The organism is Gordonia cholesterolivorans, from assembly GCF_039531975.1.
GTDB classification, from domain to species: domain Bacteria; phylum Actinomycetota; class Actinomycetes; order Mycobacteriales; family Mycobacteriaceae; genus Gordonia; species Gordonia sihwensis.
In genome coordinates, this window is sequence record NZ_BAAARB010000012.1 from 58,982 (window position 1) to 74,652 (window position 15,671).

Annotated in this window: 9 protein-coding genes; 5 read left to right on the forward strand and 4 right to left on the reverse strand. The window is 69.4% G+C overall.

The annotated features are described in order from the left end of the window. Nucleotides 1-21 precede the first annotated feature (21 nt). Genes recC through recD form a run of 3 tightly spaced genes read left to right on the forward strand, consistent with a single transcriptional unit; the run spans nucleotide 22 to nucleotide 8,659 of the window. Nucleotides 22-3,402 carry an exodeoxyribonuclease V subunit gamma gene (gene recC / locus ABFX36_RS12085; RefSeq protein ID WP_346076529.1) on the forward strand — a complete coding sequence of 1,127 codons (3,381 nt, stop codon included), beginning with the start codon at nucleotides 22-24 and terminating at the stop codon, nucleotides 3,400-3,402. After that, nucleotides 3,399-6,767 carry a UvrD-helicase domain-containing protein gene (locus ABFX36_RS12090; RefSeq protein ID WP_346076531.1) on the forward strand — a complete coding sequence of 1,123 codons (3,369 nt, stop codon included), beginning with the start codon at nucleotides 3,399-3,401 and terminating at the stop codon, nucleotides 6,765-6,767. The genes recC and ABFX36_RS12090 overlap by 4 nt, the downstream gene beginning before the upstream one ends. Next, nucleotides 6,764-8,659, forward strand: coding sequence for an exodeoxyribonuclease V subunit alpha (gene recD / locus ABFX36_RS12095; protein WP_346076533.1), 1,896 nt, complete (start codon nucleotides 6,764-6,766; stop codon nucleotides 8,657-8,659). The genes ABFX36_RS12090 and recD overlap by 4 nt, the downstream gene beginning before the upstream one ends. Before the next feature lie 8 nt (nucleotides 8,660-8,667). Here the strand turns inward: recD and ABFX36_RS12100 are convergent, their stop codons facing one another. Continuing rightward, nucleotides 8,668-9,432 (reverse strand): PIG-L family deacetylase, encoded by a 765-nt coding sequence (locus ABFX36_RS12100; RefSeq protein ID WP_006895056.1) that lies wholly within the window; start codon nucleotides 9,430-9,432, stop codon nucleotides 8,668-8,670. 50 nt (nucleotides 9,433-9,482) lie between these two features. On the opposite strand from ABFX36_RS12100, the gene htpG reads away from it, so the two are divergent. Both htpG and ABFX36_RS12110 read left to right on the forward strand, forming a co-directional pair. Continuing rightward, nucleotides 9,483-11,423 (forward strand): molecular chaperone HtpG, encoded by a 1,941-nt coding sequence (htpG, locus tag ABFX36_RS12105; protein ID WP_039866851.1) that lies wholly within the window; start codon nucleotides 9,483-9,485, stop codon nucleotides 11,421-11,423. Between the two features lie 4 nt (nucleotides 11,424-11,427). Beyond that, nucleotides 11,428-11,898 carry a nitroreductase family deazaflavin-dependent oxidoreductase gene (locus ABFX36_RS12110; protein ID WP_006895053.1) on the forward strand — a complete coding sequence of 157 codons (471 nt, stop codon included), beginning with the start codon at nucleotides 11,428-11,430 and terminating at the stop codon, nucleotides 11,896-11,898. A 127-nt stretch (nucleotides 11,899-12,025) separates the two neighbouring features. Here the strand turns inward: ABFX36_RS12110 and ABFX36_RS12115 are convergent, their stop codons facing one another. The 3 genes from ABFX36_RS12115 to katG form a co-directional block, all read right to left on the reverse strand. Then, a complete protein-coding gene (locus ABFX36_RS12115) occupies nucleotides 12,026-12,169 on the reverse strand; it encodes a hypothetical protein (protein ID WP_156150511.1) in 144 nt (47 codons plus the stop codon). 121 nt (nucleotides 12,170-12,290) lie between these two features. Continuing rightward, a complete protein-coding gene (locus ABFX36_RS12120; protein ID WP_346076537.1) occupies nucleotides 12,291-13,325 on the reverse strand; it encodes an LLM class F420-dependent oxidoreductase in 1,035 nt (344 codons plus the stop codon). Nucleotides 13,326-13,462: 137 nt separating this feature from the next. Beyond that, a complete protein-coding gene (gene katG, locus ABFX36_RS12125) occupies nucleotides 13,463-15,664 on the reverse strand; it encodes a catalase/peroxidase HPI (protein ID WP_062367709.1) in 2,202 nt (733 codons plus the stop codon). Nucleotides 15,665-15,671: the final 7 nt, after the last annotated feature.

The window sequence follows — 15,671 nt, forward strand, 5'->3', positions numbered from 1 at the left end:
GAGCAGAGGGGAGAGTCGCCAGTGCTGACCGTGCACCGCGCCGAGCAGGCGGGATGCCTCGTGGAGGCGCTCGCCGACACCCTGTCCCAGCCGCTGGCCGATCCCATGCGGACCGAGATCGTCGCGGTCCCCGAGCGCGGAGTGGAACGCTGGCTCCGGCAGCAGCTGTCGCTGCGGCTCGGCACCTCGTGCGGCGGCGACGGCATCGCCGCGAACATCGCCTTCGACTCGCCGTCGTTCCTGCTGCGTCAGGTGCTCGACGGCGTGTCGGACGATCCCGAGGCCGCCGAGAGCTGGTTCGCCGATCGTCTGCGATGGCCGGTGCTGCGGGTGGTGGACGGCCACATCGACGATCCCGTGCTCCGCGTTCTCGCCACACATCTCGGGACCGGAGACGCCCGCGCCGATCGCGGACGTCGGCTCTCGACCGCGTCGACCATCGCCGCACTGTTCACCTCGTACGGATGGCAGCGGCCGACGATGATCGCCGAGTGGGCCTCCGGCTCCGACACGGACGGTGCGGGAGGAGAACTCGCCGAGCATCTGCGGTGGCAGCCGTGGCTGTGGCGGCTGGTCCGCGAGGAGGTGGGGCATCCGCATCTGGCGGAGCAACTGCCGGTCGTGGTGGACCGTCTGCGCGCCGACGCGGACGCCGTCGACCTTCCCGAACGGCTCTCGTTGTTCGGGGCCACGCGGATCCCGCAGACGCTGCGAAGCGTGCTCGCGGCGCTGTCGGAGCGGCGCGAGGTGGGCTTGTATCTTCCGCATCCCTCGCCCGAACTGTGGTCGGCGGTCCAGACCGCGGGGCCGCAGCGGAGTGGACGGCTGCGCGCCGAACGCCGACCGGTGCGCGTGCGGCACCCATTGCTGGCGAGCCTGTCCCGGGACGTGCAGGAGCTCCAGGAGGTGCTGGCGCCCGCGGTCGGCGCCACCCGCCACCATTCCGCGGAACACCGTCGTCCCGCGACACTGCTGGGTGCGCTTCAGGACGGCATCAGGCGCGACGATCCCGGGCGCCCGGCCGAGGGCGAGGGACTCGACCCCGGTGCCGACGGCAGCGTCGAGGTGCACGCCTGCCACGGTCCGCAGCGCCAGGTGGAGGTGCTTCGCGACCGGCTTCTGCACCTGTTCGACGCCGACCCGACTCTGGAACCGCGCGATGTGCTCATCATGTGTCCCGACGTGGAGGCGTACGCACCGCTGATCGGCGGGGTCTTCGGGCAGTCGAGCCGCGTCGGCGACCATCCGGCCTTCTCGCTGCGCGTGCGGCTCGCCGATCGGGGCATCCGTGCGCAGAACGCGGTGCTCGACGTGCTCGCCCGCGTCCTCGACCTCGCGGCGGGCCGGGTCCGGGCCGGCGATCTGCTCGATCTGGCCGCGACGGAGCCGGTGCGCCGCCGGTTCGGCTTCACCGACGACGATGTCGACACGATCACCGGCTGGGTCCAGCGCTCAGGTATCCGGTGGGGCGTCGACGAGACCCAGCGGCGCCGATTCGGGCTCGGCGGTTTCCCCCAGGGCACCGTGCGGACCGGGCTCGACCGCATCCTGCTGGGCGTGGTCGCCGAGGAAGCGGAGAACGAGTGGCTCGCCACCGCTCTGCCACTGTCGGGAATCGATTCGACGGACACCGATCTCGCCGGAAGATTCGCCGAGTTCGCCGAGCGCCTGACCACACTGCTTGAGACCGTGTCCGAACCCCATGCCTCCGGTCAATGGCTGCGAACGATGATCCACGCCGCCGATCTGCTGACCCACACCGACTCGGAGACCGAGTGGCAGCGGGCGCAAGCCGTCGGCATGCTCACCGATGCGCTCTCGGTTCCCGAGGGAACCCCGGAGTCCGAACTCGAGCTCGCCGACATGCGCGATCTGATGGCGCAGCTGCTCATCGCGCGTCCGACGCGATCGAACTTCTGCACCGGCGAGCTGACCGTGTGCTCGATGGTGCCGATGCGCTCGGTGCCGCATCGGGTGATCGTGGTGCTCGGCATGGACAGCGGTCAATACCCGCGGGCCGGGGCCGTCGACGGCGACGACATCCTCCAGGTCGCGCCGATGGTGGGGGAACGGAATGTGCGCGACGAAGACCGCCAGGTGTTCCTCGACGCGATCTGTGCGGCGACCGAGCACCTGCTGGTGTTCTACACCGGCGCCGATGCGCTGACCGGTGCCCGGACGCCGCCGGCGGTGGTGGTCTCCGAGCTGCTCGACGCCCTGCGCGGGGTGCTCGGGGTCAGCGTCGGCGATCCGGTTCCGGTGCTGTACCGGCACACCCTGCACGCGTTCGACGAACGGAACTTCGTCGACGACGGTTCCGGGCCCTTCAGCTACGACGCGGCCCTGCTTCCGGGCGCCCGTGCTCTGAGCGCACTCACCCGATGCCGCGAGCGGGGACCCGCGCTGCCGGTGATCGCCGATGAGAGACTCCCGCGGGCGCCGGGCGATGCCGACGTCGACCTCGACGAGCTTATCAGCTTTCTGGCCGCACCGGTGGAGGGTCATGCACGGCAGCGTCTCGGCGTGGGGCTGCCCGAACAGGCCGACGAACATCGGGACGAACTCGCCGTGGAGTTGGACGGTCTCGAACGGTGGGGCGTGGGCAACCGCTACCTCGACGCGCTGCTCAGCGGTGCGGATCCGCACGCCGCGCAGGGAGCCGAACTGCGGCGCGGCAGTCTGCCGCCCTTCGCGTTCGGAACCAGAGAGTTCGGTCCCATCCGCGACAAGGCGCAGGCGGTGGCGACTGCCGCACACGGCTATCGTGACGATTCCGCCGACGCCGTCGACGTCCGCGTGGTGCTGCCCGACGGCCGCCGGGTGTACGGGACGGTCGGAGACGTCTTCGCCGGCAGGCTGGTGCCCGTCAGCTATTCGCGGCTCGGGCCCAAGCATCGCCTCGCGGCCTGGATCCGGTTGCTGGCGATCCGGGCCGGTTCCGACCGCGACGTCGCCGAAGCCGTCGTCGTCGGCAGTGCCTCCGGTCGGTACCCGTCGGCCAAGGTGAGTCGAATCCGCACCCCTGACGACGCAGGGGACCTGCTGGCGGTGCTCGTCGCCATCCGTGACGCGGGACTGACCGCGCCGATCGGCCTGACCCTCGATGCCGCGGTGGCCGCGGCGTCGGAGTTCGGCAGGTCGGGCGACCCGGCGAAGGCCCGGCGTCGAGCCGAGTGGGCGTACAAGAAGTCGTACGGCGATCAGAACCGGTACGCCGGGCTCGTCTTCCACGGGGATCCCGACGCGGCGGTCGGATTCGAGACGATGGCCGCGGCGGTGCCGCAGCCGGAGGCGCTGTCGTCCGTGGCGGGTCTGCTGCCCGGCGACGACGCGACCGACATGTACATCCGACTCGCCGCGGCCCTGTTCGGGTCGCTCCTGGCGCACGAGGAGGACCGATGACGGCACTCGGAAGCGACACCGCCTTCGATCTCACCGGACCGCTGCCCACCGGGACGCTGGTCCTCGAGGCCAGCGCGGGCACCGGCAAGACATACGCGATCGTCGCGCTGGCCGTGCGCTACATTGCCGGCGGCGTCCCGGTGTCGGAGTTGCTCATGGCGACGTTCTCGAACGCGGCCTCCGCCGAATTGCGGGACCGGACGCATTCTCGTCTCACCGAGTGCGTCGCCGCGCTGCACGATCGGGCCACCGCACGCACGTCCGGCGACGATCTGATCGCCTTCCTGGCCGACGCGGACGCCGACGAGGTCGCACGGCGGCGTCAACGGCTCGCGGACGCCCTGTCGGACTTCGACGCCGCCACGATGACGACCACCCACACCTTCTGCAATCGAATGCTCTCGGTCCTCGGCTTCCTCGGCGGCCGTCAGCAGCAGTTCCCGATCCTCGAGAACGTCGACGACATGGTCGCCGAGCTCGCGCGAGACGCTTACCTCGCGCGTTTCGCCGGCGACCCGGACTCGGCGCCCGGGTACGCCGAAGCCGAGCAGATCGCCGTCGCCGCGATCCGCGATCCCGCTGCGGCACTGGCTCCCGACCGGGAGGACGAGCGGACCGAGGAATCGGACCTGCGAGTGTGGATCGCTCAGCAGGCGCGCGCACACACGGCGCTGCGCAAGCGGCTGGCCAGGGTCCGCACTTACGACGATCTGCAGCAGGCGCTGTTCGAGATCGTCACCGACGCCGAGATCGGCGATGAGGCGTGCCGCCGGATCCGCGCACAGTTCTCGGCCGTGCTCATCGACGAGTTCCAGGACACCGATCCTCAGCAGTGGGAGATCGTCAGGCGATGCTTCCACGATCACCTGCCGCTGGTGCTGGTGGGCGATCCGAAGCAGTCGATCTACGCCTTCCGCGGCGCCGAGGTGCTGAGCTACCTGAACGCGGTCGAGGCGGCAGACGAGCGGCAGCGGCTGACCATGAACTGGCGTTCGGACGCCGCGGTGGTGGACGGGCTCGGCGCGCTCTTCGAGGGCGCGACGCTCGGTCACCGACAGATCGCCTATCAGCCGGTTCGGGCGCGCCGTTCCGGATCGCGGATCCACGGCGCGCCCGCGGTCCGTATCCGCGGATTCCTGCGCGGCGACTTCACCACCACGACGCAGGACGGCACCACTCCCTTGGTCGCCGAAGTCCGCGAGCGCGTCACCGACGACGTCGCCGACGACATCGCGGGTGTGCTGGGCGGCGACGTGACCATCGACGACGGCTACGGCGCCCGGTCGGTCGAACCCGGCGACATCGCTGTTCTGCTCCGCGCCAACCGCACGATCGCACCGCTGCAGCGTGCCCTCGCCGAACGGGGCATCGCCTCCGTCGTCACCTCGGGCACCTCCATCTTCGCCACACCCGCGGCCCGATACTGGTGGTACGTCCTGTCCGCCATCGATACGCCGTCCCGCCAGCCACGCGTGCGTCTGGCCGCGCTGACGCCGATCCTCGGACTGTCGGCCCAGACGCTGGAACGGCAGGGCGACACGGGTGTCGGCGCGCTGTCGGGACGGCTGGCCGAACTCGGTCGCGTCTTCGCCGACGGCGGGTTCGCGGCGATGGCCGCACGGCTCTTCGGCGAGTTCGGCACCGCGGAGCGATTGCTCGGCGTCGACGGAGGCGAGCGTCTGCTCACCGACGTGCTGCAGATCTCCGAACTGTGCAATCGGCATGTCACCGAGTCGTCGACCGGGATCGCCACGCTGGTCGACTGGCTCGGACGACAGATCGACGAGGGTTCGCAGTGGGGACAGCAGCGTGACGCGACGCGACGGCTCGACCGCGACACCGAGGCCGTCCAGATCATGACGGTCCACGCGAGCAAGGGACTCGAGTTCCCGATCGTCTACGTGCCGTTCGGCTGGGACGGCGCCAGCCACCCGAATCCGGCCACCTTCCTGTTCCACGAAGGCGATCGCCGCTATCTCGACGTCGGAGGGAAACAGGCGCGCGGCTATGCGCGCCGCGATCGGCAGTCCCGCTCCGAAGGCGCCGGTGAGGATCTTCGACTGCTCTACGTGGCCGCGACCCGAGCCCGCAGCCAGGTGGTCCTGTGGTGGGCGCCGAGCACGACGACCGCGCGCGGGGCCCTGCACCGGCTGCTCTTCACCGCCGACGAGCGTCGACTGGCCGCACGGTCCGGCGACCTGTCGCCGATTCCGGACACCGTGCCGATCCCGGCCGGGGACACCGAGTGCGTCGGCGCTCTGCGCGGCGTCGCAGCCGGGAACCCCTCGGTCGTCGTGGAACCGGCGGGTCGCCGCGGCCGCACCGAGTGGCGCCCTCCGTCCGACGCGGGCACGCCTCCGGAACTGAGCGTGGCACGGTTCACGAGAAACATCGATCAACGGTGGCGCCGAACGTCGTATTCGGCCATCGTGGCCGCGGCGCACGCGGCATTCCACGCCGAGACGCCCGGACCAGCCTCGCCGGTTCAGGCGGGGAGCGAACCCGAGGACGTGCTGCGGCCCGACGAGCCCGACGACGCGCGGGCGGAGGCCGGTGCGGTGTCCGGAGAAGTCGTGGGCCCACCGTCGCTGATGAACGGGCTGCCCTTCGGCGCCGGATTCGGAACCCTCGTCCACGAAGTACTCGAGCATGTGGACACCGCGGAGCCGGATATGGCGGCGCACGTGCGTCAGATGTGCGTGCAGGGCGCCGCGGCACGGGGAGTCGAGATCGACGTCGATGTTCTCGCCCGCGCGCTGATCGGGGTGCTCACCACACCTCTGGGATTCGGCGATCTGTGGAGCATCGAACCCGGCGCGCGACTGGCCGAGATGGACTTCGAACTGCCGTTGTCCGATACCGCCGGCGGGTTCGGCCTCGAGGAGGTCGGAGATCTGCTCGCGCGGCATCTGCCGGGCGACGATCCGCTGGCACCGTATGCGGAAATGGTCCGGACGGTCTCCGACGAGACCTTCACCGGCTATCTCACCGGCAGCATCGACTCGGTGCTGCGGACCGCCGAGAACCGATTCGTGGTCGTCGACTACAAGACCAACCGCCTGCGTCCGGGGGATCTGGCGGTCGAGGACTTCGGTGGCGAGGCGATGGCCGAGGAGATGATGTCCGCGCACTATCCGCTGCAGGCACTGCTGTATTCGGTGGCACTCCACCGCTATCTGCGCTGGCGGCTCGCCGGCTACGACCCCGCACGGCATCTGGGTCCGGTGCAGTATCACTTCGTGCGCGGGATGGCCGGTCCGCAGACTCCGCCCGGCTGCGGCGTCTTTCAATGGGACCTGCCGCCCGCCCTGATCGTCGAGATGTCGGAGCTCCTCGCCGGCCGAACGGAAGGAGTGGGGCGATGACCGACCCGTCCGCGACCGCCGGAGCACTGTCGGACCGCTGCGCGCCGCAGCGTGTGGCCTCGGGATCGGATCTGCTCACGACGTTCAACGCGGCGGGTGTGCTGAACGCCGCCGATGTGCACGTCGCCAGGCGCGTCGCAGCGCTGTGCGGCGGACCCGTCGACGAGCAGGTGCTCCTTGCCGCAGCGCTGGCGGTCCGTGCCGTCCGGACCGGTTCCACCTGCGTCGAGCTGGACAGGATCGCCGATCTCGCGGCGGCCGGTGACGACCAGACGCCGCTGCCGTGGCCCGCACCCGACGCGCTGCGTGCGGCGCTGGCCGCGTCGCCGCTGGTGATCGGCGGCGGCACCGGCCCACTGCGACCGCTCGCCCTCGCCGAATCGGCCGACGGCCCGCTGCTGTATCTGCGCAAATTCTTCCGGCAGGAACAGAGCATCCGGCAGATCCTCGACGCACGCGCCGCGAGCCGGCCCGCGGTCGACGCAGCCGTGCTGACGGCGGCGCTCGATGCGGCGTTCGGGGCCGGCGACACGAGCGGCTACGACCGCCAGCGTGCCGCCGCGGCGCTGGCGGCCACCTCGTGGACCACCGTCCTCGCAGGCGGTCCCGGTACCGGCAAGACGTACACGGTCGCTCGCATCCTGGCCGTGATGGAGACGCTGTCCGGCGGCGACCTCCGGATCGGGCTGTGCGCGCCCACCGGACGCGCCGCGGCCCAGTTGCAGACGGCGATCGGGGAGTACCGCCGCGAACACCAGACCCTGCGGAGTGACCCCGCCGCGGTGACCGTGCATCGCCTGCTCGGATCTCGGCCGGACGGAACGTTCGTCCGCGGGGCGGGCAACCGTCTGCCTTTCGACGTCGTGGTGGTCGACGAGACCTCGATGCTCCCGGTCACGATGATGTGCCGTCTGCTCGAATCGCTGCGCGCCGACACCCGGCTCATCCTCGTCGGCGATCCGCACCAGCTGGTGTCGGTGGAGGCGGGCGCGGTTCTCGCTGACCTCGTCGACCGGGATGTGACCGCCGGGGCCGGCGCCGTGCTTCCGGACGCGTTCACGGCTGTGTGCGATCTCGCGGCGGCCGACTTCGATTCGGCGGAGACCTCCGCACTGGCGCGCGGCGTCATCACGCTGCGCCGCGGACACCGCTACGGAGACCGCATCGGCGAGGTCGCCGAAGCGGTCAACGCCGGCGACGCGGACCGGGTGATCGAGCTCATCGGCCACGGCGCGCGGTCGGAGCATCCGGTCCGGCTGATCGATCCGGATGACGCCGACGTGGTGCGGACCGAAGCCGTGGGCTGGGCACGGAGCCTGCGCGAGGCGGCGCGGAGCGGCGACGCCCGCGGCGCCGTGGTGGCACTCCGGGGGCACCGCGTGCTGTGCGCGCACCGGGACGGTCCCTACGGGGTCGCGGGCTGGTCCAGACGGGTGATCGGCTGGATCAGCGACGACCTCGGCGGTGCGGCCGGAACGGGCCGCTGGTATCCGGGCGAACCGCTGCTGGTGACCGCGAACGACCGGACGCAGGACGTCTACAACGGCGATTCCGGAGTGGTGATCGACGATGCAGGCGGGCTCGCCGCGGTCTTCGAACGCGGTCATGAGATCAAGCGGCTTCACCCGAGTCAGCTCGCCGACGCGATTCCGGTCTACGCCATGACCATTCACCGGAGTCAGGGCAGCCAGTTCGGCACGGTCACCGTGATCCTCCCGCCCCCGGACGCGGAACTGCTGACGCGGGAGTTGCTCTACACGGCGATCACCCGCGCCGAGCGCGAGGTGAACATCGTCGGCACACCGGAATCCCTGCGCGCCGCCGTCGGCCGCCGGGTGGCGCGGGCGTCAGGGCTGCGCACCGATCTCGTCGAGGTCGTGTCGCCGGCCTGAGCCGGGAGTCAGGCGAGCTCGGCTCCGCCCGGAACGAGATCGCGCCGCAGATACGACTCCCACTGCAGAAACAGTCGCTGCGGATCGCGGGGGAGTGCTCCGAAGGCCTTCATCGACGCGCTGCGCGCGATCTCCGTCTTGTGCGAGACGATCGCGCGGATCTTGCTGCCGAGGCAGTCGTCGACGTCGACGGCGAGGTCGATCCGGTCGCTGGGCGTCCCGGACACGGGAAGATGCGAGTCCTCGGTGAGGTGCGGTTTCAACGTGGTCACGGTGGTCTCGGGAATGGTGATGAAGTAGAGCGAACGGACCTGCCAGGGCTCGCCCGCGTCGGGGCGGTAGGCGCCGATCGCCGCGGCGTCGGCCGCGGCGCACGTGAGCCGGTTGGCGTGGATGTGATCGGGGTGGCCGTACATGCCGTAGGCGTCATAGGTGACGAGGATGTGCGGCTTGATCTCCCGGATGTGTGCCACCAGAGCCGCGACCTGCTCGTCGAAGGGCGCTGAGACGAACGGAGTCGCGCCGGGCGCGGACTCGGGGACGAAACTGTCGGCGTAGCCGAGCATGATGGGCTCGCGAGACAGTCCCAGTTCGCGGGCGGCGTCGAGCAACTCGCCGTGGCGCGCGGTCCCGGGCACCCACGTGCATGTCACCAGCGAGACCTCGCCGCCGCGCCGGGCGTGTCGTGCCATGGTGCCGCCGGTCCACAACGACTCGTCGTCGGGATGAGCGTGGACGAACAGAGCACGTGGAACCCCAGACACGCCCTTCACAGTACGCGCAGCCGCCCCGGTACACTCAGCGGCGCGAAATCAGCTCAACGATGAGGAGTTACGCGGTGACCTCGCAGGTGTACGAGTTCCAAGCCCAGGCACGCCAACTGCTGGATCTGATGGTTCATTCGATCTATTCGAACAAGGACAGCTTTCTTCGCGAACTGATCTCCAACGCGTCGGACGCGGTCGACAAGCTCCGCTTGGAAGGCTTGCGCGACAAGGACCTCGACGTCGACATCTCCGATCTGCACATCCGGCTGACCCCGGACGCCTCCGCTCGGACGCTGACCGTGTCCGACAACGGCATCGGCATGTCGCGCGAGGAGGTCGTCGACCTGATCGGAACCGTGGCGAAGTCGGGCACCGATGAACTGCGCCGGAAGCTCGCCGAGACCGACGCCAAGGACGCCGGGGAACTGATCGGCCAGTTCGGCATCGGCTTCTACTCGGTGTTCATGGTCGCCGATCGCGTCGAACTGGTCACGCGCAAGGCCGGCGAGACCGTCGGAACGCGCTGGGAGTCGACCGGCGACGGGACCTACACCCTCGACGAGGCCCCCGACGCTCCGCAGGGCACGTCGATCACCCTCACCCTCAAGGCCGTCGACGAGGAGAACGCGGTCCACGACTACGCCGACCAGAACGTGCTGCGCGCTCTGGTCAAGAAGTACTCCGACTTCATCTCCTGGCCGATCCGCATGCGGGTGACCAAGCAGGTGCCTGCCGCCGAGGAAGGCGGCGAGCCCACGACCGAAGAGGTCGACGAGACCCTGAACTCGCAGAAGGCGCTGTGGGCGAAGTCGCCCGGCGAGGTGTCCGAGGAGGAGTACGCCGAGTTCTACCGTCACATCTCGCACGCCTGGGACGAGCCCCTCGAGACCATCTCGCTGCACGCCGAGGGCACGTTCGAGTACCAGGCCCTGCTCTTCATCCCGTCGCAGGCGCCGTTCGATCTGTTCATGCGCGAGCGCACCAGCGGCATCCACCTGTATGTCAAGCGCGTGTTCATCATGGACGACGCCGCCGAGTTGATGCCCGAGTATCTGCGGTTCGTCCAGGGCGTGGTCGACGCCGCGGATCTGTCGCTGAACGTCTCGCGCGAGATTCTGCAGCAGGACCGTCAGATCCGCGCCATCCGGCGACGTCTGGTGAAGAAGGTCATCTCGTCGGTCCAGGAACTGCAGGACCGTCGTCCGGAGGACTACCAGACCTTCTGGAGCAATTTCGGCCGCGTCTTCAAGGAAGGTCTGATCAACGACCACGACAACGCGAAGGCGATCCTCAAGGCGTCGGTGTTCGGGTCCACCCACAGTGAGACCGAGCCGACCACACTGGTCGACTACCTCTCGCGGTGCAAGCCCGATCAGGACGTGATCTACTACATGACCGGCGAGTCGCGGACGCAGATCGAGCGGTCGCCGCACCTGGAGGCCTTCCGCGCGAAGGGCATCGAGGTGCTGCTGCTGTCCGATCCGGTGGACGAGGTCTGGGTCTCCTCCGGTCTCGACTTCGAAGGCAAGCAACTGGTGTCGGTGGCCAAGGGCGTCGTCGACCTGGATGACGCCGACGCGGACGCCGACGGCGAGGAGAAGTCGAAGCGCGACGAGGAGTTCGCACCGCTGCTGTCCTGGCTCGCCGAGACGCTCGCGGACGACGTCTCGGAGGCGCGGCTGAGTTCGCGGCTGACCGAGTCGGCGGCGTGCCTGGTCGGGGACACTTTCTCGATGACCCCGCAGTTGGAGAAGCTGTATCGGGCGTCGGGCCAGCCGGTGCCCAAGTCGAAGCGGATCCTGGAGCTGAATCCGGACAACGCCCTCGTCACGGCCCTGCGGAGCAAGTTCGACGCGGACGGCGACGATCACACGGCTCTCGAACCGACCGCCAAGCTGCTGTACGCGACGGCGGTGCTCGCCGAGGGCGGAGATCTCGACGATCCGGCGGAGGTCGCGAGGCTGTTGGCCGACACGCTCACCAGAGACCTCGGCTGACCCGGTGGGGATCCTCACGCGGCTGGCGATCCTGATCGGGTCGATCTCCTGGCTGCCGCGGTACCTCCCGTGGATCGTGAAGGCGGACACCGTGCTTCAGAAGGTCTCGCGCGGCCGAGTGGATCTGCTGCGGATCGCCGGACTGCCCGGGATCACCATCACGGTGCGCGGCCGCAAGAGCGGAGTGCTGCACTCGACGCCGGTGCTCGCGGCGCCCGACGGCGAGGACTGGATCGTCGCCGGCTCGTACTTCGGGGGACCGCGGACGCCTGCGTGGGTCTACAACATCCGGGCCGCCGATTCGTTCGACGTCGAGGTTCACGGGGCGGCGACGCGGATGTCAGCGACCGAGCTCTCCGGCGTCGAGCGCGCCGCCGCGTGGGACCGGCTGCTCGGCGTGTGGCCGAACTTCACGTTGTACGAGAAGCGCACGACCCGGGTGATTCCGCTGTTCCGCCTGCACCGCGTGAGCTGACCGTCGTCGCCGGGCCGTCCGCCGGCCGCTCCTGAACGACGACTTGTTCACAACCCTCCGAAACAGCAGTGGTCCCCGACGGATTCGTTCCGTCGGGGACCACTGCTGTTTCGTGTTGTTCGGGCCGTCAGCCGACGCCGAGCACCGCGACCGGAGAGTTTCCGAGTTGCAGGCTCAGGCGCTCGTTGGCGCTCTGGTTCATCCGCGCGGCGATCCGGCGAATGTACGCGTGAAAGGTGGACGCAAAGGTCGAACCTGTGCTGTTTCGCATGGTGGAGACCTCCTTCGTTCTTTGCAGTCCATACCTTTGTAACCTCCGCGCAAGGTGAAGTCAAGCGTTATTCGGGTCGCGTTAACCTTTCGTTCACCTAATCAAGGTTGCGGTCAACGGCTCAGTCGAGCAATGCGGCGAGGCGTTCCACCTCGGCCACGGTGCCGGGGGAGACGAGCATCGTGGTGACCCCGGCGCGCTCCCAGACAGCCATCTGTTCGCGTACGTGGGCCTCGTCGCCGACGATCGCCGAATCGTCCACGACCGCGTCCGGGATGATCGCCGCGGCCTCCTCCTTGCGGCCGGACCGGAACAGCGCGGTGACCTCGTCGACTACCTCGGCGTAGCCCATTCGGCGGTAGACCTCCGCATGGAAGTTGGTGTCCTCGCTGCCCATACCGCCCATGTACAGCGCGAGGAAGGGCTTGATCGCGGAGTAGGCGGCGGCGACGTCGTCGGTGAGGACGAGCTGCGCCACCGCGGCGATCTCGAACGTCTCGCGGGTGTGGCGGGCGCCGGGTCGGGCGAACCCCTCGTCGAGCCAGGCGTTGTACTGGTCGGCCATCCGGGGTGTGAAGAACAGCGGAAGCCAGCCGTCGGCGATCTCGGCGGCCAGGGCGATGTTCTTGGGGCCCTCCGCGCCGAGGTGGACCGGGATGTCCCGGCGCAGCGGATGCACGATCGACTTCAGGGGTTTTCCGAGGCCGGTCGCCGACTCGTCGGACAGCGGGAGCGGATAATGCGGTCCGGGACTGGTCACCGGTGCCTCCCGCGCCCACACCTGGCGCATGATGTCGACGTACTCCCTGGTGCGTGCCAGCGGCTTCGCGAATCGCTGGCCGTACCAGCCCTCGACCACCTGCGGGCCGGAGACGCCGAGACCGACGATGTGCCTGCCGCCCGAGAGGTGGTCGAGAGTCAGGGCCGCCATCGCACACGCGGTGGGCGTGCGGGCCGACAGCTGAAGCACGGACGTGCCGAGTCTGAGGCGTTCGGTGTCGCTCCCGTACCAGGCGAGGGGAGTGTAGGCGTCCGAACCCCAGGCCTCCGCCGTATAGACGGAGTCGAAGCCCGCCCGTTCGGCGGCCTGAACGAGTTCGCGGTGGTTCGTGGGCGGCTGGGCGCCCCAGTATCCGAGTTGCAGACCGAGTTTCATCCCTCGAGGCTAACGGGGCAGTCGCGGGCGAGGCCCGCCATCGGGGGGCTGAACTGAGATCCGTCGGGGCAGCGGTGCCGGAGGGCGGATCACCCTCGGACGCCGCTGACCCGACGGATCTCGGCCTGGTCAGTCGGTCAGCGGTGCAGGTCGAACCGGTCCGCGTCCATCACCTGCGTCCACGCGGCGACGAAGTCGTCGACGAACTTGGCTTCGGCGTCGTCGGCCCCGTACACCTCGGCCAGCGCCCGGAGCTGGGCGTTGGCTCCGAAGACGAGGTCGGCGCGCGTGGCCGTCCACCTCGTCTCTCCGGTGGCGAGGTCGGCGCCGACGAAAGTGCCGTCGCCGGCGTCGGTCCACTCTGTCTCCATATCGAGGATGTTGACGAAGAAGTCGTTCGTCAACGTCTCGGGACGGTCGGTCAGCACCCCGTGCTGCGATCGTCCGTGATTGGCGCCGAGCACACGCAGACCGCCGACCAGCACCGCCATCTGCGGGGCGCTGAGCTGAAGCAGCTGCGCGCGGTCGACCAGCAGGTACTCCGCCGGGATCGGCGCGTCGGCGGCGAGGTAGTTGCGGAAACCATCCCAGCGGGGCTCCATCACCTTGAACGACTCGACGTCGGTGTTCTCCTGCGTGGCGTCGGTGCGGCCGAGTGAGACCGGCACCTGAACCGTGTGGCCGGCCGCACCCGCGGCCTTCTCGATCGCCGCGGCCCCGCCGAGGACGATCACGTCCGCCACCGAGACCTGCTTGACGCCGGACCCGGCGTTGAACTCCTGGGCGATCCCCTCCAGGACGGGGAGCACTTCGTCGAGCTCGGCGGGCTCATTGACGGTCCAGTGGCGCTGCGGCTCGAGACGGAGACGACCGCCGTTGGCGCCGCCGCGCTTGTCGCTGCCGCGGAACGACGCCGCAGCCGCCCACGCCGTCTTGACCAGCTGAGACACGGTCAGGCCCGAATCGAGGATCCGCTCCTTGAGCGCCTGGGCGTCGGCGTCGTCGATCTGCTCGTAGTCCGCTACGGGGACCGGGTCCTGCCAGACCAGGGTCTCCGACGGGACCTCGTCGCCGAGGTAACGGGGAAGCGGGCCCATGTCCCGGTGCGTCAACTTGAACCACGCGCGTGCGAAGGCGTCGGCGAACTCGTTCGGGTTCTCCAGGAAGCGGCGCGAGATCTTGCCGTACACCGGGTCCTCGCGCAGGGCGATGTCGGTGGTCAGCATCATGGGCTGATGCCGCTTGTCGGGATCCTGCGGGTCGGGGACGCTGGTGGAACCGGCGTTGTCCTTGGGCCGCCACTGGATGGCTCCGCCCGGACCGGTGTACGTCTCCCACTCGTAGCCGAAGAGGGTCCAGAAGAAGTTGTTGTCCCAGGTGATCGGCGTGCTGTTCCACGCTCCCTCGAGCCCGGAGCTGATGGCGTCGGCACCCGAGCCGGTGCCGTAGGTGCTCTTCCAGCCCAGCCCCATGTTCTCCATCGGAGCGTCCTCGGGCAGCGGTCCGACATGGTCGGCCGGACCCGCGCCGTGCGTCTTCCCGAAAGTGTGACCGCCGGCGATCAGGGCGACCGTCTCCTCGTCGTTCATCGCCATCCGGCCGAAGGTCTCGCGGATGTCGACGGCGGCCTTGAGCGGATCCGGATTCCCGTTGGGGCCTTCGGGATTGACGTAGATGAGGCCCATCTGGACGGCGGCGAGCGGATTCTCGAGGTCGCGGTCGCCGGTGTAGCGTTCGTCGTCGAGCCAGGTGGTCTCCGGTCCCCAGTAGATCTCCTCCGGTTCCCACTTCTCGGTGCGGCCACCGGCGAACCCGAAGGTCTTGAAGCCCATCGATTCGAGGGCCACGTTGCCGGCGAAGATGATGAGGTCGCCCCACGACAGCGCGGAGCCGTACTTCTTCTTGATCGGCCACAGCAGTCGGCGTGCTTTGTCGAGGCCCGCGTTGTCGGGCCAACTGTTGAGGGGCGCGAACCGCTGCATGCCGTGGCCGGCGCCGCCGCGACCGTCGGCGACGCGGTATGTGCCGGCCGAATGCCAGGCCATCCGGATGAACAGCGGGCCGTAGTGGCCGTAGTCGGCGGGCCACCATGCCTTCGAATCGCGCATGAGCGCCTCGATGTCGCGGCGGACCGCGGTGAGGTCGAGGGATTCGAAGGCCGCGGCGTAGTCGAAGTCGGCGCCCATCGGGTCGCCCTCGGCCGGGTTCTCGGCGAGGAGCTTGAGATTCAACTGCTTCGGCCACCAGTCACGGTTGCCGCCGCCTTCGGCAGGGGCTGCCATCGCGGCCGCGTGGACCGGACATCCTGATGCGTTCTGAACGGGCTGTGGGTCGGACACTGCGGTT